This is a genomic window from Cupriavidus necator, from assembly GCF_013141915.1.
GTDB lineage: Bacteria > Pseudomonadota > Gammaproteobacteria > Burkholderiales > Burkholderiaceae > Cupriavidus > Cupriavidus necator_B.
The window spans coordinates 43,293-69,395 of sequence record NZ_SROX01000018.1; the positions used below are offsets into that span (position 1 = coordinate 43,293).

Here is a 26,103-nt window from a genome sequence, read left to right on the forward strand (position 1 = left end):
GAGGTCGCCTTGTCGTGAGCTATCGCCAGTCACCGCGCAAGGCCTGCACCATCTGCTGCAGCCCCTCGGGAGTGGCGGCCTCGGGCGGCACCGGCTCGCCCACCACCAGCTCCAGCCGGTTCAGGATGCCGCGCCGGAACGGCCGCGACATCGCCGGCGCGCCCTTGCGCGAAAAAAAGCTGCCCCACAGCCCGCGCAGGGCCATCGGCACCACCGGCACCGGCGTGCGCCGGATGATCTGCTGCACGCCCTGCCGGAACGGATTGATGTCGCCGGTGGCGGTGATCTTGCCTTCGGGGAAGATGCAGACCAGGTCGCCCTCGTCCAGCGCCTGCGCCACGCTGTCGTAGGCACGCCTGAGCATCTCGGGGTCCTGGTGCGCCGGCGCGATCGGGATTGCCCGCGCCTGGCGGAAGAACCACGACAGCAGCGGCACCTTGAAGATGCTGTGGTCCATCAGGAAGCGCACCGGGCGCGGGCTGCAGGCCATCAGCACCACCGCGTCGGCAAAGCTGACGTGGTTGCAAACCAGCACCGCCGGGCCGTCGGCGGGAATGCGCTCGGCGTTGATGCGGCGCAGCCGATAGAGGGTATGGACGAGGATCCACGCGATAAAGCGCAGCAGGAATTCCGGCACCAGCGAATAGATATAGGCCGCCACCACGGCATTGAGCAGCCCCACCACCAGGAACAGCTGCGGGATGCCGTAGCCCGCCCGCGTCATCGCCACGCCGAGCAGCGACGCGGCGATCATGAAGAAGCTGTTCAGGATGTTGTTGGCAGCGATGATGCGGGCGCGGTGCGTCGGCGCGCTGCGGCTCTGGATCAGCGCGTACAGCGGCACGCTGTAGAAGCCGCCGAACATCGCCAGCAGGAACAGGTCGGCCAGCACGCGCCAGTGGTGCGGCGCGGCCAGAAAGGCGCCGATGCCGCTGAGCGCGGCCGGCGCCTGCCCCTGGCTGGCAAAGTACAGGTCGACCGCGAACACGGTCATGCCGATCGAGCCGAACGGGACCAGGCCGATCTCGACATGGCGCCCCGACAGGCGCTCGCACAGCAGCGAACCGGTACCGATGCCCAGCGAGAACACCGCCAGCAGCAGCGTCACCACGTTCTGGTCGCCGCCCAGCACATCCTTGGCGTAGCTGAAGAACGAGGTGAGGAAGGTCGCGCCGAGGAACCACAGCCACGAGATGCCGAGCAGGCTCAGGAACACGGTGCGGTTGCCGCGCGCCAGCACCAGGTTGCGCCAGGTCTCGGAAAACGGGTTCCAGTTGATGCGCAGGTCCGGCTGCGGCGCCGGCGACGCCGGGATCCGGCCCGACACCAGCCGCCCGGCCACGGCAATGCCCACGCACACCGCGCCCACGTACATCGGCCCGACGATGGTGTCGCCCTGCTGCAGCCCGGCCAGCTCGCCGCCGATCAGCGTGCCGATCAGGATCGCGACGAAGGTGCCCATCTCGACCAGCCCGTTGCCGCCGACCAGCTCGCTCTCGTCCAGGTGCTGCGGCAGGTAGGCAAACTTGACCGGGCCGAACAGCGTCGAATGCAGCCCCATCAGGAAGGTGCCGGTGTACAGCAGCGGCGCGCTGTGCCACGCAAAGCCGGCCAGGCCGAGCACCATGATGGCGATTTCCAGCGACTTGACCAGCCGGATCAGCCGCGACTTCTCCAGCTTGTCGGCGATCTGGCCGCTGGTGGCCGAGAACAGCACGAACGGCGCGATAAAGATGGCCGAAATCAGAAACGCCGCGCTGCGCGCGTCGACGCCCTCGAACAGCGCCGTGTGGTAGGTCACCAGCGAGGTGAAGGCGACCTTGAACACGTTGTCGTTCATCGCCCCCAGGAACTGGGTCCAGAAGAACGGGGCAAAGCGGCGCAGGCCGAGCAGTCGGAACTGGCTGGGTTGGCTCATGGATGGGCCGGTCGGTCGGGCGACCGCCAACGGAAATGGAAACGCCGGCTAGTGTGCCGCAGCCGCGTCCTCGCCGCCACCTTGCCGCGGCCGGGTGGCGCCAACCAAGGGTATTTCCGGGTCGGATTCAGGCCGGGCGGCCCGGCGCCATCACTCGGCGCGCTCTTCCGGCCAGTCGCGGATATAGGCCTTGAGCATCTTGTTCTCGAAGCTCTGGTCCTCGACCACGGCCTTGGCGACGTCGTAGAAGGAAATCACGCCCATCAGCGTGCGGTTGTCGAGCACCGGCAGGTAGCGGGTGTGACGCTCCAGCATCATGCGGCGCACCTCGTTGACGTCGGTTTCCATGGTGCAGGTCAGCGGCGCATCGTCCATCACCTTGCGGATGCTGGTGGTGCCGACGTTGCCGTTGTTGCGCGCCAGCGTCTCGATGATCTCGCGGAAGGTCAGCATGCCGACCAGGTCGCCGTACTCCATCACCACCAGCGAGCCGATATCGTGCTCGGCCATGGTGTGCACGGCAACCAGCAACGAGGTGTCAGGCGTCACGGTATAGAGCGTATTGCCCTTGATCTGGAGGATGTCGCTGACTTTCATGGTGGTCTCCGCTGCCTGCGCTCTAACCGAGCTGAAACTGAAGGCATCGCCGTGGCCGCTGGCGGGGGCGATGCCGGTCACATTGTTTTCTGTCTGGGGGTGTGCGGGCGCCTTGCCCGTTGGCCGATGCTAGCCCAAACCCGCCGCCAAAGTAAAGCGGGAGGCCGGTTTGCGGGCCACCACCGGGCGTGGCTGGGCGCACGATGCTACGATGCTGACCGGAGACAACTCAAGGCCGACCGACCATGTCCGGAACCCGCTTCGACACGCTGGCGCTGCACGCCGGCGCCGCGCCCGACCCCGCCACCGGGGCCCGCGCCACCCCCATCCACCTGACCACGTCGTTCGTGTTCCGCGACAGCGAGCATGCCGCGTCGCTGTTCAACATGGAACGCGCGGGGCACGTCTACTCGCGCATTTCCAACCCTACCGTGGCCGTGCTCGAAGAGCGCATCGCCGCATTGGAGAACGGCGCCGGCGCCATCGCCACGGCCTCGGGCCAGGCCGCGCTGCACCTGGCGGTGGCCACGCTGATGGGCGCGGGCTCGCATATCGTGGCGTCGTCGGCGCTGTACGGCGGCTCGCACAACCTGCTGCACTACACGCTGCGCCGCTTCGGCATCGAGACCACCTTCGTCAAGGCACGCGACCTCGACGCCTGGCGCGCCGCGATCCGCCCCGAGACCCGGCTGCTGTTCGGCGAGACGCTGGGCAACCCCGGGCTGGACGTGCTCGACATCCCGACCCTGGCGCAACTGGGCCAGGACCATGGCATCCCGCTGCTGGTGGACTCCACCTTCACCACGCCCTACCTGCTGCGCCCGTTCGACCATGGCGCCGGCCTGCTCTACCACTCGGCCACCAAGTTCCTGGGCGGGCACGGCACCACCATCGGCGGCGTGCTGGTCGAAGGCGGCACCTTCGACTTCGAAGCCTCGGGGCGCTTCCCCGAGCTGTCCGAGCCGTACGAGGGCTTCCACAACATGGTGTTCACCGAGGAAAGCACGGTGGCGCCGTTCCTGCTGCGCGCGCGGCGCGAGGGCCTGCGCGATTTCGGCGCCTGCATGAACCCGATGGCGGCATGGCAGCTGCTGCAGGGCGTGGAGACGCTGCCACTGCGCATGAGCCGCCATGTCGACAACACCCGCAAGGTGGTGCAGTTCCTGGTGTCGCATCCGATGGTCGAGTCGGTGTCGTACCCCGAACTGGAATCCCACCCCGACTACGAGCTGGCCAAGCGCCTGCTGCCGCGCGGCTGCGGCGCGGTGTTCAGCTTCAACCTGAAGGGCAACCGCGCTGCTGGCCAGCGCTTTATCGAAAGCCTGTCGCTGTTCTCGCACCTGGCCAACGTCGGCGACGCGCGCTCGCTGGTAATCCACCCGGCGTCGACCACGCACTTCCGCATGGACGCGGCGGCGCTGCAGTCGGCGGGCATCACCGAGGGCACGATCCGGCTGTCGGTCGGCCTGGAAGATGCCGACGACCTGATCGACGATCTCAAGCGCGGCCTGAAGGCGGCCGAGAAGGCCATGGGCGCGGGCGCCGGCAGCAAGGGAGGGCAAGCCTGATGGAACTGAACCTTGCCGGCCAGCCGGCCTACGCGTATACCGGGGGCAAACCCTTCGACCCCGCCCTGCCCTGCGCCGTCTTTGTCCACGGCGCGCAGAACGACCACAGCGTGTGGGCGCTGCAGACGCGCTGGTTCGCCAACCATGGCTTCTCGGTGCTGGCGGTGGACCTGCCCGGCCACAACCGCAGCAAGGGCGCGCCGCTGGCGACGGTGGAGGCCATGGCCGACTGGGTCATGGCGCTGGTGGCCGCCGCCGGCGTCACCGCGCCGGCCTTCGTGTTCGGCCACAGCATGGGCTCGCTGATCGCGCTGGAATGCGCGGCGCGGCACCCGCAGGCGGTGCGCGGCATCGGCCTGCTGGCCACGGCGTACCCGATGAAGGTGTCGGACGCGCTGCTGGACGCTTCGCTAAATCGCGAGGGCGACGCCATCGCCATGGTCAATGCGTGGTCGCACTCGAGCCTCGCCAACAAGCCGTCGTCGCCGGGCCCGGGCGCGTGGATGCATGGCGGCAGCCAGCGGCTGATGGAGCGCGTCTCGCGCAACAACCCGCAGGCGCATGTGTTCCACAACGATTTCTCGGCCTGCAACGCCTATGCCCATGGCGAGGAAGCCGCCGCGGCGGCTTCCTGCCCGGCGCTGTTCATCAGCGGCAGCAAGGACATGATGACCTCGCCCCGGGCGGCGCAGGCGCTGGCGGGCAAGATGGCCAGCGCCAGCGTGGTGACGGTGCCGTGCGGCCATGCACTGATGGGCGAGCGACCGGATGAAGTGCTGGATGCGCTAGCGGCGTTTGCGCGCAAGGTGGTGGGGGCAGCCTGACACTGCCCCCGGGACGGCCTGCCACGCCGGCGGCCGGCCCCGCTACAGCCATGCGCTGAAGGTCTACACTGCAGCAAACCAGACCTGCCGGAGACAGCCATGGCCCATGCCCGCGCGCGCGAGTTCGAAAATTTCGCGGCTTTTTATCCCTACTACTTGAGCGAACATCAGAACCGTACTTGCCGGCGGCTGCATTTCGCCGGCTCGACGGTGGCGCTGCTGTGCCTGGTGGCGCTGGTCGTGACCGGCAATGCCTGGTGGCTGCTGGCCGCGGTGGTCGGGGGGTATGCGTTCGCCTGGGTTGGGCACCTCGGTTTCGAGAAGAACCGGCCGGCGACGTTTCGGCATCCGGTTTATAGCTTGATGGGGGATTGGGTGATGTATTTGGATATTTGGCGGGGGAGGATTCCGTTTTGATTGGCGAGCGCTGTTGGTGACATGCTGTCGGCTTTTGAACCGCCTGGTTCCGCCCTCCTGGGCGGGTCACTTTTTGTCCGAGCGACAAAAAGTAACCAAAAAGCGCGTTTACTGCCCTGCGGGCGGCATATCTTATCGTAGTGTGCCTGGGGGTTTTCGTACGGGGCTGGGCTTCCTCACATAGCGGGACTGCCTGCCGCGGGGGTGCACCACGGTGGGCGGGGCGTTGGAAGGATGGTTGAACGAGCCCAGAGCGGTCGGTGGCTGCCTGCTGCGGGTCTTGTCGTAGGAACGCCTGCGGCTGCTGCGCCGGCAGTATCGCGGGACGTGCGCCTTGGCACGGAACGCGTCGCTGCGCTCGCTTGGCGCTGCCGGCTGGTGAACCCGGGTTGCGAAATCGCACAACGCCTTCGGCTGCGTTCGCGCAAGCGCCCAACGCCCTCCAGCTCAATCGACCCTGCGCAGCAGCCGCAGGCGTCCCCGCGATACGGCTCGCAGCAGGTTGCCTACACCCTCATTGGGATTGTTCAATAGTGGGTGATCGCAGGCACTATCCCTGGCTCACATAGCGTAGCAGGGCCGAACGGGCACCCACGCCCAAACGGAAAGCACCACCGCCCAAACCACCAACACCGTCAAATTGATTGCCAGCCGCACAGGCGACGCGTTTCTTGCCTACTTCTTGTCGCTCGGACAAGAAGTAGGTCGCCGGCTGCGCCGGCGAAACAGCCCACGCCAGTCAAGAACGAAACCCGCCCAATCAAGCGCCAGCCAGCCTAATCAAGAATCAAACCTGCCCATGCCACCCCGGTGGCACCACCTCCAGCGCGCGCCGCGGGCGCTGCCCGTCGCCATCGCCCGCCGTGGGCGGCAAATCCACCGGCTGCTGCCGGAACACCGCCTCGAGCGTCTGGTCCAGCTGCGGATTATCGAGGATCGACTTGAGCGCATCGGCCCCGCGCAGATGCTGCGCCAGCGCCGTGCGTGGCAGCCGCGGCAAGTTCAGCACCAGCCGGTCATGCAGCGTGCGCAGGGTCACCTGCGACGGGTCGCACAGCAGCGCCCAGTGGGCTTGCCCGCGCTCCTGCTGCAGGCGGCCGACCAGGTGCATGGCCTTGAGCTTGCCCAGCAGCGCGGCCAGGTAATCGGCTTCGACCCGCAGCTTGCGGCCCAGGTCCAGTTCGCCGACGCTGCGCGGCACTTCATCGCGGGCGCGGTAGAGCAGCAGCAGCACGCCCAGCGCGTCGAAGAACTCGCTGCCGGCGAAGCTGCGGCGGCGCCAGTAGCCCTGCCGGATCACCGGCAGGTTGGCGGCGATGGTCGCGCCCAGCAGCGTCACCAGCCAGCTCAGGTAGATCCAAAGCAGAAACAGCGGCAGCGCGGCGAAGGTGCCATAGACCGCGGTATAAGCGGGAATCTCGGTGATGAAATAGCCGAAGCCGCGCTTGGCGAACTCGAACGCCACCGCCGCCACCAGCCCGGCGACGATGGCATCGCGCCACTCGACATAGGCATTGGGCACCGCCGTGTACAGGAAGGCAAAGGCCAGCGCCGACAGCAGCACCGGCGCCGCGCCCACCAGCAGGCCCAGTCCCACAGGCATGGTGCCGACATAGCCCGCCGAGATCGAGATCAGGTAGGAACTGATCGACAGGCTCGCGCCGATCAGCACCGGCCCGAAGGTCAGCACCGCCCAGAACACCAGCACCCGCTGCGCCAGCGGACGGCGCTGCTTGACGCGCCAGATCGCATTGAGCGCGTCTTCCACGGTCAGCATGGTCAGTACCGAGGTGACCATCAGCCCGCCCAGGCCCATCGCGGTCAGCCCGCGCGCGCTCTTGGCGAACATGCCGAGATAGCGCTGGATCGATTCGCTGACGTTGCCAGGGATCAGGTTCTGGAACAGGAACGCCTCGATGGCGTTGCGGAAATCGCGGAACACCGGGAACGCGGCCAGCAGCGCGAAGGCCACGGTCAGCACCGGCACCACCGCCAGCACGGTGGTGAAGGTCAGGCTGGCCGAGACCTGCGGCAGCCGGTCTTCACTGGCGCGGCGCAGCGCGTAGCGCGCCAGGGCGCGTACCTTTTGCAGGTTCCATTCCCGGCGCAGGCGGGCGACGCGGGCTCCAATCATGCGCAAGCAAGCTCCTGGATCTGGTTGGTCGGATCGTCGGTCGAATCTTTGGGCGGCCCCGCTGCGCGTGCAGCGCGAGGCCAAAGGGAGATGGCGCGGGGGGCGCATCTATAATACGCGCATTGTTGCCGGCATCCTCCCGCATCTTCCTTCGCCGCCCCTTTCACCGCCGGCCGTCCCGCTCAATGACCGAGATCCTCGTCCTGTACTACAGCCGCCACGGCAGCACCCGCAAACTTGCCGAACTGATCGCCACCGGCATCGACAGCGTTGCCGGCGCCCAGGCCCGCCTGCGCACGGTACCGCCGGTTTCGACGGTGTGCGAGGCCACCGCGCCCGATATCCCAGCCGACGGCCCGCCCTATGCCGAGCTGCGCGACCTCGAGGAATGCGCCGGGCTGGCGCTGGGCAGTCCCACCCGCTTCGGCAACATGGCCGCACCGATGAAGTACTTCCTCGACGGCACCGTGGCCCAGTGGCTGTCGGGCGCGCTCACCGGCAAGCCCGCCTGCGTCTTCACTGCCACGGGCAGCCTGCATGGCGGACAGGAAACCACGCTGCTGTCGATGATGCTGCCGCTGCTGCACCACGGCATGCTGATCCTGGGGCTGCCCTATTCCGAGAAGGGCCTGATGACCACGGCCTCCGGCGGCACGCCCTACGGCCCCAGCCACCATGCCCACGGCGACAACCGCGGCCCGGTCACCGAAGACGAATCGGCGCTGGCCCTGGCCATGGGCCGCCGGCTGGCGCAGACCGCGCTGCGCCTGGCCGGAGCGCAGGCATGACGCCCGCGGCGGCCACCGACCAGGCCCTGCACAGCCCCTGGCTGTACCGCCTCAGCGTGGGCAGCCTGCTGGCGCTGCTGGTGCTGTGCATCGCCTGGGAATGGTGGCTGGCGCCGCTGCGGCCGGGCGGCTCATGGCTGATCCTCAAGTTCCTGCCACTGCTGCTGCCGCTGCGCGGCGTGCTCACGCGCAATCGATACACCATGCAGTGGTCGTCGATGCTGATCCTGCTGTTTTTCACCGAAGGCATCGTGCGCGCTACTAGCGACCGCGCGCCCTCGTCCACGCTGGCGTGGGTGGAGGTGGCGCTGACGCTGGTGTTCTTCACCAGCACCATCCTGTACCTGCGTCCGTACAAGCGCCGCGCGCGCGCCGCCGGCAAAGCCGCCGCGCGCAAGTCCTGAATCCCCTCCGCCATCACCATGACTTCGCCTCAAGACTCCTTCCTCGCGCTGTGCCGCGCCGCGCTGGGCCCGCAGCACGTGCTGACCGATGCGGCCGACCAGGCGCCCTACCTGACCGACTGGCGCAAGCGCTACCGCGGCGAGGCGCTGGCGGTGCTGCGTCCCGGCAGCACCGGGGAAGTCGCCGAAGTGGTCCATGCCTGCCACGCGCACAAGATTGCCATGGTGCCGCAGGGCGGCAACACCGGCCTGTGCGGCGGCGCCACGCCGGTGGCGGGACCGATGCAGGTCGTGATTTCGCTGCAGCGGCTGAACCGCATCCGGCAGGTCGATCCGCTGAACAACACCATCACGGTCGAGGCCGGCGTGGTGCTGCAGCAGTTGCAGGAGGTGGCGCGCGAGCACGGCCGCCTGTTCCCGCTGAGCCTGGCGGCCGAAGGCAGCTGCACCATCGGCGGCAACCTGTCGACCAATGCCGGCGGCACCGCGGTGCTGCGCTACGGCAACACGCGCGAACTGTGCCTGGGGCTGGAAGTGGTGACGCCATCCGGAGAAACCTGGCATGGGCTGCGCGGGCTGCGCAAGGACAATACCGGATATGACCTGCGCGACCTCTTTATCGGCGCGGAAGGCACGCTGGGCCTGATCACCGCCGCGGTGATGAAGCTGTTCCCGCTGCCGCGCGCGTCGGTCACCGCGCTGGCCGCGGTGCAGAGCCCGCGCGCCGCGCTGGCGCTGCTGGCCATCGCCCAATCGCACGCAGGCGCCATGCTGACCGGCTTCGAACTGATGTCGGCGCTCAGCATGACGCTGGTGACGCGGCACTTCCCGCAGCTGCGCTATCCGTTCACGCAGATGCATCCGCAGCTGGTGCTGCTGGAACTGTCCGACGGCGAAAGCGAAGCCCATGCGCGCGGCGTGTTCGAGACCATGATGTCGGCCGCCTTCGACGCCGGCGTGGTCGCCGACGCGGTGGTGGCCGAATCGGTGCAGCAGTCGCGCGACTTCTGGAACCTGCGCGAGCATATCCCGCTGGCGCAGGTGGAAGACGGCAAGAACATCAAGCACGATATCGCCGTGCCGGTATCGCGCGTGGCGGACTTTATCGAGTGCACCGACGCGCTGCTGCAGAACGCCTTCCCGGGCGCGCGCATGGTGACTTTCGGCCATCTCGGCGACGGCAACCTGCACTACAACGTCGCGCCGCCGGAGGGCGTCGACCATGACGCCTTCCTGGCGCACCAGGACCAGGTCAACCGCATCGTGCACGACAGCGTGCGCTCGCATAACGGCTCGATCTCGGCCGAGCACGGCCTCGGCCAGCTCAAGCGCGAGGAGAACCGGCACTACAAGAGCGAGGTCGAGCTGGCCATGATGCGGGCGATCAAGGGCGCGCTGGATCCGCTCGGCCTGATGAACCCGGGCAAGGTGCTCTGAACACGCGCCCTCATCCGCGCAGTTCAGTGTGGATGTAGGCCGCGACATGCTCCAGCAGTTCGTCGAGATGGCCGCGCAGCACCGCAAAGCCGGCATGCTGCGCCAGCGTGGCCTCGTCCATGTACAGCGCCCGGTTGATCTCGATCTGCAGGCTGTGCCGACCTTGCGCCGGATCGGCATACGCGCGGATCAGTTGCGCGCCCTTGTACGGCCAGTTGACCGCCACCTGGTAACCGAAGCCGCGCAGGCACTCCACCACCAGCTCGACAAACGCCGCCGCGCAGGTGGCGCCATCGCCGTTGCTGACGACGAAATCCGGCCGCGCCGCGCCGTTGTCGACATTCATCGCATTGCCGCGCGATTTCATCGAATGGCAGTCGAGATGCCACACCGCGCCCGAGCGCGCATGGTGCCGCGCCAGCAGGCCGGACAGCGCAGCATGGTACGGGTCGTAGTAAGTCCTGAGCAGGTACTCCGCCATGTGCGGCGACAGGGTCGCGGCATAGACCGGCACGCCCGGCAACGCCAGCCGGCGCAGCACGCCCATGCCGCGGCCGGACTTGTCGCTGGGCCGCACGGCATAGGGCATGGCGCCATCGATCAGGTCGGGATCGATATCGTCGCGGGCACGGTTGACGTCGACCAGCCAGCGCGGAAAGTCCGCGCACAGCAAGGTGCCGCCCACCCGCGGCGCGTGTGCGAAAAGCTGGTCGACATAGGCGTCCCAGCCGCTCAACAAGGCTTCGGGCGGCGCGGCGAGCGGCAGGGTCTCGACATGCACCAGCCCGCTGTGCGGGGAATCCACCACCAGCGGCAGCACCGCGCCAGCCGGTTCGGTCAGCGAATAGGGAAAGGCCATGGTCAGAACCTGTGCTGGATGCCGATGCCCACCGTGGTCACGGTGTCGCCGGGCTTGTGCGAGTTGGGGTCCTCGCGGTCAAAGAAGACGTAGGGCATGGTGCGCTTGCTCAGGCTGTAGCCGTAGCCGGCCTGGACCTTGCTGAGCCGCCCCTGCGGGTCGCGCTGCACCGCGCGCTGCATGTAGTTCACGGTGAGCTTGTGGGCGCCGTACGGCACGGTGAAGCCGACCAGCCAGTACGGCACGTCGGTGCGCGTCGTCGCGGTGCCGGCGTAGCGGTCGCGCCCGACGATGCCGTAAAGGCTGGCTATGGTGAAATCGTACGACGCGGCAGCCTGCAACTTGTCGCGAAAATCATTAGCGACCAGGCCGCCGCTCTTGGCATCGCGCGAATACCCGAGGCCCGCGGCGAAGTTGCCGGCCGCGTAATTCAGGCCGAGGTCGAATTGCCTGAAATCATCCTCCGCCTGCACCGGCGGCCGGGTGCTGGGCGTCGCCGGGTCGGGACCCGCCAGGTTCACCCGCGCCCGCACCGAGAAGCCGCCGAAGGTCGGCGTCATATAGCCCAGCGCGTTCGACACGCGGTTGCGCGCATTCAGCACCTTGGTGCCAATCGCGGTGGCGCCGGCATCATGGATGGCGAAGTCGATGTTCTGCGTCACCTGCGAATAGATCGGCGAACCCACGATGGTCGCCGAATCGAGCCGGCCCAGCGCGATCGCGCCGAAGCCGCCTTCCAGGCCGACGAAGGCATTGCGGAACTGCGGGGTGGTGGCGACGCCGTTGTCGGCGCCAAAGCCCTGCTCCAGGCCAAACGCGGCGCGCAGGCCGCCGCCCAGGTCTTCGCTGCCGCGCATGCCCCAGCGCGACGCGTTATCGGTCATCTGCGTTGCGCCACCTTCCGGCCCCTTCTGGTATTCGATGTCGGTGTCGAGGCGGCCATATAGCGTCACCGTGGCGTCGGCCGCGGCCGACAGCAGTGCCAGCGTGCCGCCGATGCAGGCGCGCCCGAGTGCGCGCCGGGTGTGGATACCGTTCATGCTGCTGCTCCCTCTGCGTGGTCTGTCATGCAAAAAATCTCCTTTTCCTTGGCCGCAAGTGCCGCATCGCCGGCCCGCGCAGCACGCACGCTTCCCCCATCCCGCGCGGGCGGGACGGCGCCGTTCGACAGGCAGCGTGAGCAGGCCGCGCCGGGGCGGCGGCTATCTAGTCATTCAAGTGGCAGGCGGACAGGCGTCCGCCGATATCGCGCAACAGCGGCACCTGCGCCGTGCAGCGCGCGCTCGCGTGCGGGCAGCGCGGATGGAAGGCGCAGCCACCCGGAGGCGCCAGCGGGCTGGGCAATTCGCCGCGGATCGGCTGGTGCGCGGGCGCACTGGCGCCCAGGCGCGGGGCATCGGCCAGCAACGCCCGCGTATAGGGATGGTTGGGCGCCGCGAACACCTCACGTGCGGGGCCGCTTTCGACAATGCGGCCCAGGTACATGATCACCACGCGGTCCGACATATGCTCCACCACCGCCAGGTTGTGGCTGATGAAGACATAAGTCAGCGCGTGCTCGCGCCGCAGCTGCATGAACAGGTTGATGATCTGCGCCTGCACCGAGACGTCGAGCGCGGAGACGGCCTCGTCGCAGATCAGCAGGCGCGGGCGCAGCGCCAGGGCGCGCGCAATCGCCACGCGCTGGCGCTGCCCGCCCGAGAACTCGTGCGGAAAGCGCTCGGCGTAGCCCGGATCGAGCCCCACCTGCTGCAGCAGTTCGCCGGCGGCCGACGCGGCGCGCGAGCGCCTGACCAGGCCGTGGTAGACCGCGCCTTCGGTGATGGCCTGGCCAATGCGCAGGCGCGGGTTCAGTGACGCATAGGGGTTCTGGAACACCATCTGCACCGCGCGGTGATAGGCGGCCGACGCGATATCGGCGCGCTGGCCCTGCCAGGCGATCTCGCCCCCCGTCTGCGGCAGCAGTCCCGCCAGCATGCGGCCCAGCGTGGACTTGCCGCAGCCGGATTCGCCGACCACGCCCAGCACCTCGCCCTGGCGCACTTGCAGCGAGACATCGTTGACGGCATGCACCGCCTGCGCCGGCTTGCCGGCCATGCGCGCGAGCAGGCCGGGCTTGAGCAGAAAGCGTTTCTGCAAATTGTGCGCTTCGAGCATGACCGTCATGCCGCCTCCAGGGGATAAAAGCAGCGCAGCGTGCGGCCGCGCACAGTGGTTTCGACAGGAACCTGGCCGCACGCGGCCTGCGCGCGCGGGCAGCGCGGCGCGAAGGCGCAGCCCGGCGGCAGTGCGGCCAGCGCCGGCGCCGCCCCCGGAATCGCGCGCAGCGTGGCGCCGCGCATGGCCGGCGTGGGCAGCGAATCGAGCAAGCCGCGCGTGTATGGATGCAGCGGCCGCGCGATCACCTCGGCGACCGGGCCCTGCTCCACCACCCGGCCCGCGTACATCACGCAGACGCGGTCGACCAGGTCCTTGACCACGGCCAGGTCGTGGCTGATCCAGATCGCCGCGGCGCCGGTCGCGCGCACCAGTTGCTTCATCTCGTAGAGGATCTGCGCCTGGATGGTGACGTCCAGCGCGGTGGTGGGCTCGTCCGCGATGATCAGGTCGGGCTGGTTGATCAGCGCGTTGGCGATCGCCACGCGCTGGCGCATGCCGCCGGACAGCTCGTGCGGGTACGCGCGCATGCGCTCGCGCGGCGCCGGAATGCCGACGCGCGCCAGCGCATCGACCGCCTGCGCATGCGCCTGCGCGCGGCTGCGGCGATGGTGCACCAGCACGGTCTCGGCCAGCTGGTCGCCCACGCGCATGACCGGGTTCAGCGACATCATCGGGTCCTGGAACACCATCGCGATGCGGTCGCCGCGCAGTGCCTGCCACTGGCGCGGCGAACATGCCAGCAGCTCCTGCCCCTTGAAGCGGACCGAGCCGCCGGTGACGCGCCCGGGTGGATCCAGCAGGTTCATCAGCGAGAACGCCGTCACCGATTTGCCCGAGCCGGACTCGCCCACAATGCCCAGGATCTCGCCCGGCTCCAGTGCGAACGACACGCCATCGACCGCCTTGACCGCGCCATGCGCGAACGCGAAGCTGGTGCTCAGCCCGGAAACTTCCAGTAGTGCCATGCCGGGCTCCTTACGCTTCCAGCCGCGGGTTGAGCACGCGGCGCAGGCGGTCGCCCACCAGGTTGATCGAGCCGATCAGCAGCACCAGGGCCACGCCCGGGAACACGCTGATCCAGTACTTGTTCGACAGCATGTATTCGAAGCCATTGGCGATCAGCATGCCCAGCGATGGCTGCGTGCGCGGCAGGCCGATGCCGAGGAAGCTCATGGTGGCCTCCAGCGTGATCGCATGCGCGATCTGCAGCGTGGCGGTCACCACCAGCGGCGCCATGCAGTTGGGCAGGATATGGCGGAACATCACGCGCAGCGCTGGCAGCCCCTGGCCGAGCGCGGCCTCGACATACTCCTTGCGCCGCTCCACCTGTGCCGCGCCGCGCACGGTGCGGGCAAAGTAGGCCCACTGCACGATCACCAGGGCCAGCAGGGTCTTGTCCACGCCCTGCCCCAGCACCGCCAGCAGGATCAGCGCCACCAGCACCGCCGGCAGGCTCAGCTGCAGGTCGACCACGCGCATGATGGCGGCATCGGCCACGCCGCCGAAATAGGCCGCGGCCAGCCCCACCGCGCTGCCCACCATCAGCGCCACCACCGCGCTGATCACGCCCACGCCGACACTGATGCGGATGCCGTAGAAGATGGCGCTGAGCAGGTCGCGCCCGGCGCCGTCGGTGCCAAGCCAGTAGTGCGCCTGGCCTTCATAACCCGCGCTGCCCGGCGGCAGCTCGGCATCGATCACCGACACCGTGGCAAGGTCATAGGGGTTCTGGGGGCTGAGCGCATGGGCCAGCACGGCCACCAGCAGCAGCGCCAGCAGCAGCGCGAGCGCGGCGGCGGAGACGCGATTGCCGCAGAAGCGCCGCAGCAGCGAAGGCCGTGCCGGCGGCGCGGCAGCAAGCGCCGGCGCGACCGCGGCGAGCGCGGGCTGGGCGGGACCGGCTTCATCGGTTTCGCCGGTATCGGATATAGGCAGGGACATCGGTTCAGTCTCGTTATTCGGTCTTCGGGTACAGGGGAATGGCGGCGGTGCAGGCTAGGCCGCCTTGTGCCGCAGGCGCGGGTCGAGCACCACGTACAGCAGGTCGACCACAAGGTTCAGCACCACGAACAGCAGCAGCGTGACCAGCAGGTAGGCCACCACCACCGGGCGGTCCAGCGCCAGCACCGAATCGATGATCAGCTTGCCCATGCCGGGCCAGGAGAACACCGACTCGGTCACCACCGAGAACGCGATCAGGTGGCCGAACTCCAGCCCGACCACGGTCACGATCGGGATCAGCACATTGGGCACCACGTGGCGCAGCACCAGCCGCGCGCCGCCCACGCCCTTGGCGCGTGCGAACTTGATGTACTCCTGCCCGGCCACTTCGCGCGTGCCGGCCTCGGTCAGCCGTGCCACCAGCGAGATCTTGAACAGGGACAGGGTCAGCGCCGGCAGCAGCAGGAAGCGGATGCCCTCCCAGCTGGTCACCGACAGCGGCACGCCCAGCACCGTGCTGACCGGCCCGCGCCCGCCCGACGGCAGCCAGCCCAGGTTCACCGAGAACACCAGGATGCTGATCATGCCGATCCAGAAGGTCGGCATGATCACGCCGCCGAGCGATACCGCCATCAGCATTCGCGCCAGCCGGCTGTGCGGCTTCAGGCCGGCGTAGACGCCCATCGGGATGCCGATGCCCAGCGACAGCAGCAGCGCCGTCACCGCCAGCTCCAGCGTGGCCGGCACGCGGCTGACGATCAGCTCGATCGCGGGCCGGTTGTAGACAAAGGAATCGCCGAGGTCGCCGTGCAGCGCGCCGGCGAGAAAACGCAGGTACTGGCGGGTGACGGGCAGGTCCAGGCCGAGCGCATGGCGCGCTTCGGTGATCTCCTGCTCGGTGGCGGTGGGGCTGACCAGCAGGTGCACCGGATCGCCGATCAGGTTGACCGCGCAGAACGTCAGCACGGACATGATCCACAGCACCGCAATGCTCTGCAGCAGCCGTTTGAGTAGGGTTTCAAGCATAGGAAGGCGGGATACAGGGTGGCGTGATCAGCGTTGCGGTAACGCCGGCGGTGCCGGGCGGATATTGCCGGCATAGGTGAAGCCGTCGCTGCGCGCCTGCACGGCGAGCCCGCCGCGGTAGGCCCAGGCGGCGCGCAGGTGATGCAGCGGGACGATGCCGGTGTCGGCCGCCAGCTGTTCCGCCGCGCCTTGCTGCGCCAGCTCGCGCGGGCCCGGCGCCATGGTGCGCATGGCCTGCTCGATCAGTTCGTCCACGGCGGCGTTGGCATAGCCGCTGCGGTTGTTGGCCCCCAGGCCGGCGGCCTTGTCCTGCGCATGCGCCACCGCGACCAGCGGCTCCAGCGAGTCGCCGCTGACCGCGCCGATGCCAAGCAGGAAGGCGCTGAACTCGGGCTTGCCGCCGGCGCCGCCGGAGGTGGCGCGAGTGATATAGACCGAATATGGCAGCGTGCGCACCTCGGTGCGGATGCCGGCGCGGGTCAGCATCTGGCCGACCGCCTCGCAGGTCTTGGCGTCGTTCAGGTAGCGGTCGTTGGGGCAATGCAGCGTCAGGCGGAAGCCCTCCGGATAGCCGGCCTGCGCCAGCAGCCAGCGTGCCCGGGCCACGTCGGCGCGCGGCGCCGCCACCGCCGGGGCGAAGCCGAAGAAGCCCTGCGGCACCATCTGCCCGGCCGGCACCGAATCGCCCTTGGTGACGCGCGCGGTGATCAGGTCGCGGTCGATCGCCAGGCTGATCGCCCGCCGCACCCGCGCATCGCGCAACGGGTTGGCGGCCAGCGGCTGGCCCGCGTGGTCCTGCACGTAGGGCGACACCGCACGGGCCTGGTCCAGCTGCAGGTAGTTCAGCATGTACGAGGTGGCGGAAATGGTGCGGATGCGGCCATTGGTGCGCGCAAAGGCTTCGGCAATGCTGGCCGACGAGGCGTCGATCACGTCCACCAGCCCCGACAGCAGCGCCGAGGCCCGCGCCGGCTCCTTCGGGATGAACTGGAACATCACCCGTTCCCACGGCTGCGGCCCGCCCCAGTAGCCGGGATTGCGCGACAGCGTCAGCTGCTGGCCATGCTCCCACACCACCAGCCGGTATGGACCGGTGCCGATGGCGGCATTGCCATGGGCGAAATCGGCCTCGCGCACGGCCGGGCCCAGCGAGCGCGGCAGCATCGCCACCATCCCGATGTTCTGCGGCAGCACCGGGTTGGGCGAGCGCGTCCGCACCCGCAACGCCAGCGGCCCGGTGACCTCTACCGCCGCCACCGACTTCAGGTAGGTGCGGAAGGTGCGCGCGCCCGGCAGCTTCATGGCGCGCTCGATCGAGTAGCGCGCGTCCTCGGCGGTAAACGGCTCGCCATTGCTGAAGCGCACGCCGGAACGCAGCTGGAACTCCCAGGTGCGGTCGTCCAGCTGGCGCCAGGCGGTGGCCAGCAGCGGCACCGGACGCAGCGTGTTGTCCAGGCCAACCAGGGTTTCGTAGACATGGCCCCACAGGTTGCGCCCGGCGGCGTCGAGCACATGGGGATCGGCGGCGCTGATCTCGGCCTTGTAGCCGATGCGCAGGTCGGCCGCCCGCGCGGCGTTCGGGCCGGCAAGCAGCGCCGCGGCAGCAAGCGTGGCCAGGATGGCGGCGGCAAGGCGCGGCGCCAGGTGGATGGCTAGGCTGGGCATGGTGGGGTGGTTCGCTTCCCGATACATTGTTTCATTCAGTGATACCGTGTATCGAAGGATAAGACATCGAAGCCTATCCCGATAAGAAGGGTTTACCCCCGAGGCAAGCGACAGGCAAAAGAAAACGGCGCCGAAGCGCCGTTGGGGACGGGAAGTGCGGGACGTGGCCGCGCGGTGCCGGGCTCAGCCGCCCGTGTAGCCGAGTGCCCGCGACAGGCTGGCGGCCTCCGCCACCACCATCGCCACATGGCTGTCCAGCGCCTGCGGCGTGGTGCGGCTGGCCGGGCTGGCGATGCTCAGCGACGCGACCGCCGCGCCGCTGTGGTCGCGCAGCGGCGCGGCGGCAGAGACGGCGTCGGCATCGCGCTCGCCGACCGACACGGCGTAGCCGGCGGCGCGGATCGCCGCCAGTTCCTCGCGCAAGGCCTGGGGCTCGATGATGGTCTTGGCCGTGAAGCGTTCCAGCTGTTGCGCCAGCACCGCGTCAACCACATCCGGTGCGGCGAAGGCCAGCAGCAGCTTGCCGGAAGCCCCCACATGCAGCGGCCGGCGGTTGCCGATCTCGGTATGCACCCGCACCGATTGCGTCGACTCGTGCCGCGCCACGCAGACCGACTCGAGCCCGTCGCGCACGCGCACGATCACGTTCTCGCCGCAGGCCGCGCCGATCGCCGCCAGCCGCGGGCCCACCACCTTGACCAGGTCGAACTGCTGGCGCGCGGCATTGCCCACCAGCAGCGCGTTGTAGCTGAGCTTGTAGACCGCAGCCGGCGACTCGCGCGCGATCAGGCCGCGGTGCTCCAGCGTGGTCAGCAGGCGGAACGCGCGCGCCTTGGTCAGCCCGGCGCGCCGTGCCAGTTCGGTCACGCCCAGCGATGGGTGCTCTGCCACCAGCATCAGCAAGCCCAGGGCCTCATCCACCGCTTCAACGATGTAGGTCATCGATCCTTCTTGTCTAGATTCAGAAATGTCCAGCGCAGATTGTAGCGGTCGCCGCAATCGTTCGCGCCGCAAGTGCTCCGCGCCCGGCTTCGATGGCCACGCCCCTGCCTTCACCGAATACACCCTTCGGCACTTCCGAATACAACGCAGCGGGCCAGCTACGCAATACTGTCGGGATCGCCGTGCCAGCCTCGCGCCCGCCCGCTGGCACCACCTGACGCACCGAAGGAGACCAGATGAGCATCAACGGCAAGGCCTATATCGTCGGGGCCTACGAGCACCCGACCCGCAAGGCACCCGACAAGACCGTGGCGCAGCTGCACGCCGAGAGCGCCAAGGGCGCGCTGCAGGACGCCGGCCTGACGCTGGCCGACGTCGACGGCTACTTCTGCGCCGGCGACGCGCCCGGGCTGGGCGCGGTCAACATGGTTGACTACCTCGGCCTGAAGGTGCGCCATGTAGACTCAACCGACACCGGCGGTTCCGCCTACCTGGTCCATGTCTCGCACGCCGCGCAGGCCATCGCCGCCGGCAAGTGCAACGTCGCGCTGATCACGCTGGCGGGCCGCCCGCGTTCGGAAGGCTCCACCGGCACGCAGGCACGCAACTGGGGCGCCAACCTGCCCGACCTGCCGTTCGAAAGCCCGTTCAGCCCGGTCACGGTCAACCTGTACGCGATGGCGGCGATGCGCCATATGCACGACTACGGCACCACCGCCGAGCAGCTGGCGTGGGTCAAGGTGGCCGCGTCGCACCATGCGCAGCACAATCCTCACGCGATGCTGCGCGACGTGGTCACGGTCGAAGACGTGCTGAACTCGCCGATGATCTCGGATCCGCTGCACAAGCTGGATTGCTGCGTGGTCTCGGATGGCGGCGGCGCGCTGATCGTGGCGCGCCCGGAAATCGCCGCCACGCTGCGGCGGCCCAAGGTCAAAATCCTGGGTGCGGGCGAGTACATCAAGGGCCAGCTCGGCGGCGAAGTCGACCTGAGCTGGTCCGGCGCGCGCTTCTCCGGCGCCACGGCGTTTGCCGAAGCGGGCGTGACCCCGGCCGATATCAAGTACGCGTCGATCTACGACAGCTTCACCATCACCGTGCTGATGCAGCTGGAGGACCTGGGCTTCTGCAAGAAGGGCGAAGGCGGCAAGTTCGTCGCCGACGGCAACCTGATCTCGGGCGTCGGCAAGCTGCCGTTCAATACCGATGGCGGCGGCCTGTGCAACAACCACCCGGCCAACCGCGGCGGCATCACCAAGGTCATCGAAGCCGTGCGCCAGCTGCGCGGCGAGGCCCATCCCGCGGTGCAGGTCGCCAATTGCGACCTCGCGCTGGCGCAAGGCACCGGCGGCTACCTGGGCTCGCGCCACGGCAGCGCCACCCTGATCCTTGAACGTGAATAAAGCGCGGGAGCACTGACATGACGACCCCCCACATCCCCGCCGTCTACAAGGCGCCCGACGAACAGCCCGACAACCTGCCGTTCTGGCAGGCCGCGCGCGAAGGCAAGCTGCTGGTCAAGGTCTGCGACGAGTGCGGCAAGCCCCACTGGTATCCGCGCGTGCTGTGCCCGTTCTGCATGGGCACCACCTCATGGAAGCAGGCCAGCGGCCGCGGCACCATCTACACCTTCAGCGTGACGCGCCGCGCTGGCCCCAACCCGTTCTGCATCGCCTACGTGAAGCTCGACGAAGGCGTGACCATGATGACCCATATCGTCGATTGCGATCTCGACACGGTCCGGATCGGCCAGAAGGTGCAGGTCAGGTTTTCGCCCAGCGACGGCGGCGCGCCGGTGCCGACCTTCACGCTTGCCTGAGGCGGCGCGGCAGGCAGCCGGCGCTGCGCCAGCCGCCTGCCGCCGGTGGCTTACTGCCGGCCGGCGGCCATGCTGCCGAACCTGCCGCTGCTGAAGTCGCTGAACGCCTCGGCAATCTGCGCCTCGGTGTTCATCACGAACGGGCCGTGGCCGACGATGGGCTCGTCGATCGGCTCGCCGCTGAGCAGCAGCACCACCGCATCGGTGCCGGCTTCGAGATTGACATCGTCGCCGGCACCATCCAGCACCACCATCTCGGCATCGCGCACGGTGGCCTCGGCGTTGACCGTGACCTTGCCGCGCAGCACCACCAGCGCGGTATGCCAGCCTTCGGGCAGCGCCAGCCGCGTGCTGGCACCCTGGTTCAGGCGCATGTCCCACACGTGCATCGGCGTAAAGGTGCGCGCCGGGCCGCGCTTGCCCTCGTACTCGCCGGCGATCACGCGCACCGTGCCGGCGCCGTCGGGCATCGGCACTGCCGGGATATCGCGGTCGACGATGGCCTGGTAGCCCGGCGCGGCCATCTTGTCGCGGGCCGGCAGGTTGACCCACAGCTGCACCATCTCGAGCGCGCCGCCGCTTTGCGTAAAGGCGGGCGAGTGAAACTCTTCATGCAGGATGCCGGCACCCGCCGTCATCCATTGCACGTCGCCCGGGCCGATGACGCCGCCCTGCCCGGTCGAGTCGCGATGCGCGACCTCGCCCTTGTAGACGATGGTCACGGTCTCGAAGCCGCGGTGCGGATGCTGGCCCACCCCGCGCGGGCGCTGCGTCGGCGTGAAATCGGCCGGGCCGGCGTAGTCGAGCAGCAGGAACGGGCTGAGCTGCTTGCCGTGGCTGGTGTACGAGAACATCGAACGCACCGGGAAACCATCTCCAACCCAGTGCGGACGCGGTGCGCTGTAGACACCCAGAATGCGCTTCATGTTGATCTCCGAGAATGCCCGGCACGCGTGGCAGGCAATGATCCATGACGCGATGATAGGTGGCGCGCCCAGCGAGCGGTAGGCAGCGGGATTGCGATGCAGCGTCCTGCGGCTGGAACGATGGCGCAGGCCGCCCCGTCAGAAGCGGTAGCGCAGGTAGCCCATGCTGAAGTTGGTGCCGGGATTGGGTTCCTGGATCCCGGCATTGGACAGGTGCTGGAAGCGGTAGCCGATCGCCAGCCGCTGCGCCTTGCCGAAGGCGACGCCGACACCCACCATGTCCGAAAACTGGAACGCCGACCCCATGCGATGGCCGCCGGCGATCTCGGTGTGGCTCAGCACGCGCAAGCCAACCGAGGCCTCGACAAACGGCGTGGCGTATTCCCCCGCATAGCTGAGCCGGAAGATCGGCGACACGCCGAACTCGGTCAACTGGCTCGACGGCCGCGACGACAGCGCGCGCCAGTTGGCAACATTGACCTCGCCGTCCAGCGCCAGCGCCAGCCGGCTCGACAGCTGCCACTGCACGATATCGTCCCAGCGCGCCGACACTTCGTACTTCTCGACGCCGTGCCGGTTGTCACGCCCATAGCCCGCCTGCAGCGAAAACGGTGCCGCGCCGGCAACGCACGGCAGCGCCAGCAGGCAGGCTGCAAACGGCAACGCGGCCGCGCGCTGCAGCCGTCCTGACAAGGTGTTTTTCTTCACTGACATCCGTATCTGTCGGGCCGCGCCCCCGTGATGGGTGGCGCCACCACTTGGCTTTGATCACGGTCCAAGACGATAGCAGCGCCCCGACATTGCGGAAGCCTGCGCCAGGCAAACACAGCGTTCCAATGCCGGAACAATGTGGCAATGCGCATGACGAGACCACGCATGCGCGCCGCATCCACGCAAAAAACCCCGGAAAGACCGGGGGTCTTCCGGGGTCCACTGCCCGACCCACGCCGCCGCCGCGGCGTGCCACACCGCCCGGGTCAGCCCTTCAGCTCGACCAGCAAATCCTTCGCCGCCACCCGATCCCCGGCCTTCACATGCACCGCGGCAATCTCGCAGTCGCGCTCGGCGGCGATATGGGTCTCCATCTTCATCGCCTCCAGTGCCAGCAGCGTGGTGCCGGCGGCCACGCGCTGGCCTGGCTGCACCGCCACGGTCACGATCGAACCCGGCATTGGTGCGGCCACATGCAGCGGATTATCAGGCTCGGCAACCGGCCGCCCCTGGCGCGCCGCCGCGGCTTGCGCGGTACTGCGCTGCGCCACCAGCGTGGTGCGCGACTGCCCGTTCAGTTCGAACTGGACCTTGATCTTGCCTTCGTCGGCGTCAGGGTGGGTGCCTTGCAGCGAGACCAGCAGCGTCTTGCCGGGCTCGATGTCGATGGCCACCTCTTCCTGCGGCTGCAGGCCGTACAGGTACGCCGGCGTGGGCACCACCGCGGTATCGCTGTACTGGCGCACATGCGCGTGGTATTCGGCCGCCTGCTTGGGGTACATCAGGTATGAGGCCAGCTGGCGGTCGTCGAGCGGCTGCTCGCATGCCGCGGCGCCCGCGGCGCGCGCCGCGTCGAGGTCGACCGGCGGGATCTGGTCGCCGGGCCGGTACGGCGCCGGCGGCTCGCCGCGCAGCACCTTGCGCGACAGCGCCGCGGGGAAGCCGTCGGGCGGGAAGCCCAGTTCGCCCTTGAACAGCGACACCACCGATTCCGGGAAGGCGATCTCCTTGGCCGGGTCGCACACATCGGCGGCGTTCAGGTCGTTGGCCACCATCATCAGCGCCAGGTCGCCGACCACCTTGGAGGTCGGCGTCACCTTGACGATGTCACCGAACATCTGGTTGACCTCGGCATAGGCACGCGACACCTCGGTCCAGCGGTGCTCGATGCCGAGCGCGCGCGCCTGCTCGCGCAGGTTGGTGTACTGGCCGCCGGGCATTTCATGGCGGTACACGTCGGCGGTGCCGGCGCGGATCTCGGATTCGAACGGCGCGTAGTAGCGCCGCACCCCTTCCCAGTACATCGACGCCTCGTGCAGGCGCTCCAGGTCCAGGCCCGGATCGCGCTCGCTGCCGGCCAGCGCCGCGGCGATGCTCGACAGGTTGGGTTGCGAGGTCAGCCCGCTCATCGCGTCGAGCGCGCCATCGACCGCATCGCAGCCGGCCTCGATCGCGGCCAGCGCCGAGGCGGCCGAGATGCCGCTGGTGTCGTGCGTGTGGAAATGCACCGGCAGCCCGGTCTCTTCCTTGAGCGCCCTGACCAGCGCGGCGGCCGCTTGCGGACGGCAGATGCCCGCCATGTCCTTGATGCCCAGCACATTCACGCCGGCCTGCTGCAGCTCGCGCGCGATGCCGACGTAGTACTTCAGGTCGTACTTGGCGCGCTTCGGGTCGAACAGGTCGCCGGTGTAGCAGATCGCGCCTTCGCACAGCGCGCCGCTTTCGCGCACGGCATCGATCGCCACGCGCATGTTGCGCACCCAGTTGAGCGAATCGAACACGCGGAACAGGTCCACGCCCGCGCTGGCCGCCTGGCGCACGAAGAAGCGCACCACGTTGTCCGCATAGTTGGTGTAGCCCACCGCATTGGAGCCGCGCAGCAGCATCTGGAACAGCACGTTCGGCACGCGCTCGCGCAACTGCTCCAGGCGCTGCCATGGGTCTTCCTTGAGGAAGCGCAGCGCCACGTCGAAGGTGGCGCCGCCCCAGCATTCCAGCGAGAACAGCTGCGACAGCTCGCGCGCGTAGAACGGCGCGATCGGCAGCATGTCGGCGGTGCGCATGCGCGTGGCGAACAGCGACTGGTGCGCGTCGCGCATGGTGGTGTCGGTCAGCAGCACCGGCTTCTGTTCCAGCATCCAGCGCGAGAACTTCTCCGCGCCAAGCTCGCGCAGCCGGTCGCGCGTGCCGTACGGCAGCGTGCCGCTGGTATCGATGGCCGGCAGCACCGGCGCGGGCAGCGGCAGCGATGGCAGCGTGCGCCCGCTCATCTCGGTGTGCCCGTTGACGCTGATCTCGCCCAGGTAGCGCAGCAGCTTGGTGGCGCGGTCCAGGCGCTTGGTGAATTCCAGCAGTTCCGGCGTCTTGTCGATAAAGCGCGTGGTGACGTCGCCGGCGCGGAACGCGGGATGGTTGATGACATTCTCGAGGAACTGCAGGTTGGACGCGACGCCGCGGATGCGGAACTCGCGCAGCGCCCGGTCCATGCGCCGCATCGATTCCGGCGCGGTCGGGGCCCAGGTGGTGACCTTGACCAGCAGCGAGTCGTAGTACGGCGTGATCACCGCGCCGCCATAGGCGGTGCCCGCATCGAGCCGCACGCCGAAGCCCGCGGCGCTGCGATACGCGGTGAGGCGGCCATAGTCCGGCAGGAAGCCGTTCTCCGGGTCCTCGGTGGTGATCCGGCATTGCAGTGCGTGGCCGTTCAGGCGGATATCCTGCTGGACCGGCACGCCCGCGGCACGCACCACGATCTTGCCGTCGGCATCGCGCGTGTTCTCGGTCATGCCGATATGGCCGCCTTCAGTGATCCGGATCTGCGCCTTGACGATATCGATCCCGGTGACCATCTCGGTGACCGTGTGCTCGACCTGGATGCGCGGGTTGACTTCGATGAAATAGAACTGGCCCGAGTCCGCATCCATCAGGAACTCGACCGTGCCGGCATGGGTGTAGCCGACCGCGCGCATCAGGCGCAGCGCCGACTCGCACAGCACGGCGCGGCCGGCAGCGTCCAGATACGGCGCGGGCGCGCGTTCGACCACCTTCTGGTTGCGCCGCTGCACCGTGCAGTCGCGCTCGTACAGGTGCACCAGGTTGCCGTGCGTGTCGCCCAGCACCTGCACTTCGACGTGGCGCGCGTTGCGCACCAGCTTTTCGACGTAGACCTCGTCGTTGCCGAACGCGGCCAGCGCCTCGCGCCGCGCCGCCGCGAGCGCCCCTTCCAGATCCTGCTCGCCCTCCAGCACGCGCATGCCGCGGCCGCCGCCGCCCCAGCTGGCCTTGAGCATCAGCGGATAACCAACGCCCGCGGCCAGGCGCTTGCACGCCTCCAGGTCATGAGGCAACGGATCGGTGGCCGGCATCACTGGCACGCCCGCCGCGATCGCCGCGTTGCGCGCCGCCACCTTGTTGCCGAGCTTGCGCATCACCTCCGGCGACGGGCCGATCCAGCGGATGCCGGCATCGATCACGGCCTGCGCGAAATCCGGGTTCTCCGACAGGAAGCCATAGCCGGGATGGATGGCGTCGACTTGCGCCTGCCTGGCAATGCGCAGGATGTCGTCGATGTCCAGGTAAGCCGCCAGCGGCTTCTTGCCCGCGCCGACCAGGTAGCTCTCGTCGGCCTTGAAGCGATGCAGCGCAAGGCGGTCTTCTTTCGAATAGATCGCCACCGTGCGGACGTTCATCTCGGCGGCCGCGCGCATCACGCGGATCGAGATCTCGGAGCGGTTGGCAATCAGCAGGGATTGGATCGGGCGGTAGTCCATGGGCGGCAGGGAAATTCCCTCCGTGCGCAATGGCCGCGGAAGGTCGGGTGATGGAAATGGCGAAGGAAGGCGGGATCCAGCATGCGCCTGCAACCCAGCGGGCGCAAGAAACGAGCCACCGGCCCGTTTGCTGATTTACAAGAGGATTTTCAACCGAGACCAGTCACATGGAATTCAAAACTGCATTTCCCGGAATT

General features: G+C 68.5%; 22 protein-coding genes. 8 read left to right on the plus strand and 14 right to left on the minus strand.

Annotated elements, in window-relative coordinates; genetic code table 11:
- Positions 1 to 19 precede the first annotated feature (19 nt).
- Positions 20 to 1,918, minus strand: coding sequence for an MFS transporter (locus E5S69_RS25665; RefSeq protein ID WP_171517271.1), 1,899 nt, complete (start codon positions 1,916 to 1,918; stop codon positions 20 to 22).
- Positions 1,919 to 2,068: 150 nt separating this feature from the next.
- Positions 2,069 to 2,515, minus strand: a complete 447-nt coding sequence (locus E5S69_RS25670; protein WP_171517272.1) for a CBS domain-containing protein — start codon at positions 2,513 to 2,515, stop codon at positions 2,069 to 2,071.
- 245 nt (positions 2,516 to 2,760) lie between these two features.
- On the opposite strand from E5S69_RS25670, the gene E5S69_RS25675 reads away from it, so the two are divergent.
- The 3 genes from E5S69_RS25675 (at position 2,761) to E5S69_RS25685 (ending at position 5,324) form a co-directional block, all read left to right on the plus strand.
- A complete protein-coding gene (locus E5S69_RS25675) occupies positions 2,761 to 4,083 on the plus strand; it encodes an O-acetylhomoserine aminocarboxypropyltransferase (RefSeq protein WP_171517273.1) in 1,323 nt (440 codons plus the stop codon).
- Complete coding sequence (locus tag E5S69_RS25680) at positions 4,083 to 4,907, plus strand: alpha/beta fold hydrolase (RefSeq protein ID WP_171517274.1); 825 nt, start codon at positions 4,083 to 4,085, stop codon at positions 4,905 to 4,907. The genes E5S69_RS25675 and E5S69_RS25680 overlap by 1 nt, the downstream gene beginning before the upstream one ends.
- A gap of 99 nt (positions 4,908 to 5,006) precedes the next feature.
- Positions 5,007 to 5,324, plus strand: coding sequence for an Mpo1-like protein (locus E5S69_RS25685; RefSeq protein ID WP_171517275.1), 318 nt, complete (start codon positions 5,007 to 5,009; stop codon positions 5,322 to 5,324).
- A gap of 787 nt (positions 5,325 to 6,111) precedes the next feature.
- Here the strand turns inward: E5S69_RS25685 and E5S69_RS25690 are convergent.
- Entirely contained in the window at positions 6,112 to 7,458 is a 1,347-nt protein-coding gene (locus E5S69_RS25690; protein WP_171517276.1) for a YihY family inner membrane protein, read from the minus strand.
- Between the two features lie 185 nt (positions 7,459 to 7,643).
- Between E5S69_RS25690 and wrbA the strand changes: the two genes are divergently transcribed.
- From wrbA to E5S69_RS25705, 3 genes are read left to right on the plus strand one after another with little or no spacing between them, the layout of a single operon-like run.
- Positions 7,644 to 8,246, plus strand: coding sequence for an NAD(P)H:quinone oxidoreductase (gene wrbA, locus E5S69_RS25695; RefSeq protein WP_171517277.1), 603 nt, complete (start codon positions 7,644 to 7,646; stop codon positions 8,244 to 8,246).
- Positions 8,243 to 8,650, plus strand: a complete 408-nt coding sequence (locus tag E5S69_RS25700; protein ID WP_171517278.1) for a DUF2069 domain-containing protein — start codon at positions 8,243 to 8,245, stop codon at positions 8,648 to 8,650. Before wrbA ends, E5S69_RS25700 begins: the two co-directional genes overlap by 4 nt.
- Positions 8,651 to 8,668: 18 nt before the next feature.
- Positions 8,669 to 10,087: an FAD-binding oxidoreductase gene (locus E5S69_RS25705; RefSeq protein WP_171517279.1), complete on the plus strand. Its 1,419-nt coding sequence runs from the start codon at positions 8,669 to 8,671 to the stop codon at positions 10,085 to 10,087.
- Positions 10,088 to 10,097: 10 nt separating this feature from the next.
- Here E5S69_RS25705 and E5S69_RS25710 read toward each other — a convergent pair whose 3' ends face one another.
- The 8 genes from E5S69_RS25710 to E5S69_RS25745 form a co-directional block, all read right to left on the minus strand.
- Entirely contained in the window at positions 10,098 to 10,946 is an 849-nt protein-coding gene (locus tag E5S69_RS25710; protein ID WP_171517280.1) for an N-formylglutamate amidohydrolase, read from the minus strand.
- 2 nt (positions 10,947 to 10,948) lie between these two features.
- Positions 10,949 to 11,986, minus strand: a complete 1,038-nt coding sequence (locus E5S69_RS25715) for a porin (protein ID WP_171517281.1) — start codon at positions 11,984 to 11,986, stop codon at positions 10,949 to 10,951.
- Positions 11,987 to 12,152: 166 nt separating this feature from the next.
- Positions 12,153 to 13,112, minus strand: a complete 960-nt coding sequence (locus E5S69_RS25720; protein WP_171517282.1) for an ABC transporter ATP-binding protein — start codon at positions 13,110 to 13,112, stop codon at positions 12,153 to 12,155.
- Complete coding sequence (locus tag E5S69_RS25725; RefSeq protein WP_171517283.1) at positions 13,109 to 14,071, minus strand: ABC transporter ATP-binding protein; 963 nt, start codon at positions 14,069 to 14,071, stop codon at positions 13,109 to 13,111. Before E5S69_RS25725 ends, E5S69_RS25720 begins: the two co-directional genes overlap by 4 nt.
- A gap of 10 nt (positions 14,072 to 14,081) precedes the next feature.
- Complete coding sequence (locus tag E5S69_RS25730; RefSeq protein ID WP_171517284.1) at positions 14,082 to 15,047, minus strand: ABC transporter permease; 966 nt, start codon at positions 15,045 to 15,047, stop codon at positions 14,082 to 14,084.
- 54 nt (positions 15,048 to 15,101) lie between these two features.
- Entirely contained in the window at positions 15,102 to 16,073 is a 972-nt protein-coding gene (locus E5S69_RS25735; RefSeq protein ID WP_171517285.1) for an ABC transporter permease, read from the minus strand.
- Between the two features lie 27 nt (positions 16,074 to 16,100).
- Positions 16,101 to 17,738, minus strand: coding sequence for an ABC transporter substrate-binding protein (locus E5S69_RS25740; RefSeq protein ID WP_171517286.1), 1,638 nt, complete (start codon positions 17,736 to 17,738; stop codon positions 16,101 to 16,103).
- Positions 17,739 to 17,921: 183 nt separating this feature from the next.
- Entirely contained in the window at positions 17,922 to 18,680 is a 759-nt protein-coding gene (locus E5S69_RS25745) for an IclR family transcriptional regulator (RefSeq protein ID WP_171517287.1), read from the minus strand.
- A gap of 236 nt (positions 18,681 to 18,916) precedes the next feature.
- On the opposite strand from E5S69_RS25745, the gene E5S69_RS25750 reads away from it, so the two are divergent.
- Both E5S69_RS25750 and E5S69_RS25755 read left to right on the plus strand, forming a co-directional pair.
- Positions 18,917 to 20,083 (plus strand): thiolase domain-containing protein, encoded by a 1,167-nt coding sequence (locus tag E5S69_RS25750; RefSeq protein ID WP_171517288.1) that lies wholly within the window; start codon positions 18,917 to 18,919, stop codon positions 20,081 to 20,083.
- Positions 20,084 to 20,100: 17 nt separating this feature from the next.
- Positions 20,101 to 20,499 carry a Zn-ribbon domain-containing OB-fold protein gene (locus tag E5S69_RS25755; protein ID WP_171517289.1) on the plus strand — a complete coding sequence of 133 codons (399 nt, stop codon included), beginning with the start codon at positions 20,101 to 20,103 and terminating at the stop codon, positions 20,497 to 20,499.
- A gap of 50 nt (positions 20,500 to 20,549) precedes the next feature.
- On the opposite strand, the gene E5S69_RS25760 is transcribed toward E5S69_RS25755, so the two are convergent.
- The 3 genes from E5S69_RS25760 to E5S69_RS25770 form a co-directional block, all read right to left on the minus strand.
- Entirely contained in the window at positions 20,550 to 21,425 is an 876-nt protein-coding gene (locus tag E5S69_RS25760; protein ID WP_171517290.1) for a pirin family protein, read from the minus strand.
- 138 nt (positions 21,426 to 21,563) lie between these two features.
- Complete coding sequence (locus E5S69_RS25765; protein WP_171517291.1) at positions 21,564 to 22,139, minus strand: acyloxyacyl hydrolase; 576 nt, start codon at positions 22,137 to 22,139, stop codon at positions 21,564 to 21,566.
- Positions 22,140 to 22,402: 263 nt separating this feature from the next.
- Positions 22,403 to 25,906 carry a pyruvate carboxylase gene (locus E5S69_RS25770; RefSeq protein ID WP_171517292.1) on the minus strand — a complete coding sequence of 1,168 codons (3,504 nt, stop codon included), beginning with the start codon at positions 25,904 to 25,906 and terminating at the stop codon, positions 22,403 to 22,405.
- Positions 25,907 to 26,103 lie beyond the last annotated feature (197 nt).